Genomic DNA, 1,649 nt, shown 5'->3' with positions numbered 1-1,649 from the left:
CCCTCCCTTCGCGCTGTGTGTCTTACCCACCGTCACACACATCACACCAGGCAGGATCAGCTGCAGGCCGGCGTACAGGCTTCGACTGATGCTGGCCTGGCCGGGCAGGCCGGGGTTCTCCAGGATCAGCACGCGGCGCACGGCCTCCTCGGCGCTGATCAGCGCGCCGGAGGCCATGACGTCGGCGCGCACGTCCTCGTACTTCCAGATGGCGGGCACGCAGCGCGGCGCCGGTTCGCGCGGCACCAGGTTGTGCAGCGACTCCCAGAGCGGGGCCATGTGCTTCTTGGCGATGCGCGCGTAATAGGCGGCGCGCTCCGCGCCGGCGGTGTGGCTGTCCTGCATGCTTGTCTCCTGGGCGAGTCGGTTCAGGCCGGCTTCTGCTCGGGACCGTCGCGGCGGGGCGCGGTCCGGGTGGTGGAGACGATTATGCGCAGGCAGCTATGTGATTTGAAATGAAATTATCTTATTATCCATACGAAGAAATATATACCTGAGAGACAAGCAAGGGGCTTGCATGGACTGGACCCACCGGTTGCGCCTGCGCAACCTGAAGATGCTGCTCAGCCTGGACCAGACCCGCAACATCAGCCATTCGGCGGCCATGCTCAACACCACGCAGCCCGGCCTGTCGAAGTGGCTGAAGGATCTGGAAGACGATATCGGCCTGCCGCTGTTCGAGCGGCACGCGCGCGGGTTGCGGCCCACGCCGCATGGCGACGTGCTGATCGCGCACGCGCGCCGCGTCGAGGCCCAGCTCGACCGCGCCGGCGAGGACATGGCCGCGCTGCGCGAGGGCGGAGGCGGGCGGGTGGTGATCGGCGCCTCGGGCGCGTCGGCGTCGGACACGGTGCCGCTGGCGGTGATGAAGCTGCTTGAACGCATGCCGCAGGCGCGCGTGAAACTGGTCGAGGGCACCACCGACCGGTTGCTGGAGCAGCTGGCGCAAGGCGGGCTGGACATCGTGGTGGGGCGCTCGGCGCCCGAGCACCACGACCCCGCCATCCGCTACGAGGCGCTCTATCTGGAACCCATCCACCTGGTGGCGCGGCCCCGCCATCCGCTGTTCGCCGTCGCGCAACCGGACTGGCCGCGGCTGCTGTCGTACCGCTGGATCCTGTGGCCCAGGGGCACGCCCATCCGCAATGCGCTGGACGCCGCGCTGGCCTCCGCCGGCCAGGTTGCGCCGGCCGACCACGTGGAATCCAATTCGGTGACCATCAACCTCACGTTGCTCAACAACAGCGACATGATCGGCGTGGCCTCGCACCGCGCCGCGCTGCGCTTTTCGGAGCTGCGGGCCATGCGCATCCTGCCGGTGCGTCTGTCGGGCTTCGGCTCGGTGGCGATGTACTGGCGCGAGGATGCCTTCCGGCCGGCGGCGGTGCAGGAGGCGATGGCAGCCCTGCGCGCCACGGTGGCCGAACACGCGCCGGGCGCGGCGAGGTCCTGACATGCCCGCGTCCCGCCGTGGCCTGAACGCGCTGATCGAGCAGTGTCGCCGGCTGGAGGCGGAGCTGGACGGCGCCGAGCCCAGGGAGTCGACGGCCATGCATCGATTCGTCGTAGAGATGGACGCGCGCCGCGCGCCGCCGGGCATGTGGTCGCCGCTGGCGCTGGCGGGGCTGGGGGTGGGGGGGGGGGGGGGG

At 69.8% G+C, this 1,649-nt stretch carries 1 protein-coding gene and 2 pseudogenes; 2 read left to right on the top strand and 1 reads right to left on the bottom strand.

The window, feature by feature from the left end:
• Positions 1-345: pseudogene (locus tag KDH83_RS32550) on the bottom strand (gentisate 1,2-dioxygenase); the annotation flags it as partial.
• Between the two features lie 172 nt (positions 346-517).
• Here KDH83_RS32550 and KDH83_RS14760 point away from each other — a divergent pair.
• Positions 518-1,453 (top strand): LysR substrate-binding domain-containing protein, encoded by a 936-nt coding sequence (locus KDH83_RS14760; RefSeq protein ID WP_212317065.1) that lies wholly within the window; start codon positions 518-520, stop codon positions 1,451-1,453.
• A 1-nt stretch (position 1,454) separates the two neighbouring features.
• Positions 1,455-1,649, top strand: a pseudogene (locus tag KDH83_RS14755) (hypothetical protein); the annotation flags it as partial.

Origin of the sequence: Achromobacter sp. Marseille-Q0513 (assembly GCF_018195695.1) — a bacterium.
Taxonomy (GTDB): domain Bacteria; phylum Pseudomonadota; class Gammaproteobacteria; order Burkholderiales; family Burkholderiaceae_B; genus Achromobacter.
The sequence above is the reverse complement of the archived record's forward strand: the minus strand, read 5'-3'. Positions and strand labels throughout refer to the sequence as shown.

What these genes read in the sequence shown, in the direction of transcription:
- KDH83_RS14760 (WP_212317065.1), top strand. Translation starts at nt 518, where the DNA reads ATGGACTGGACCCACCGGTTGCGCCTGCGCAACCTGAAGATGCTGCTC.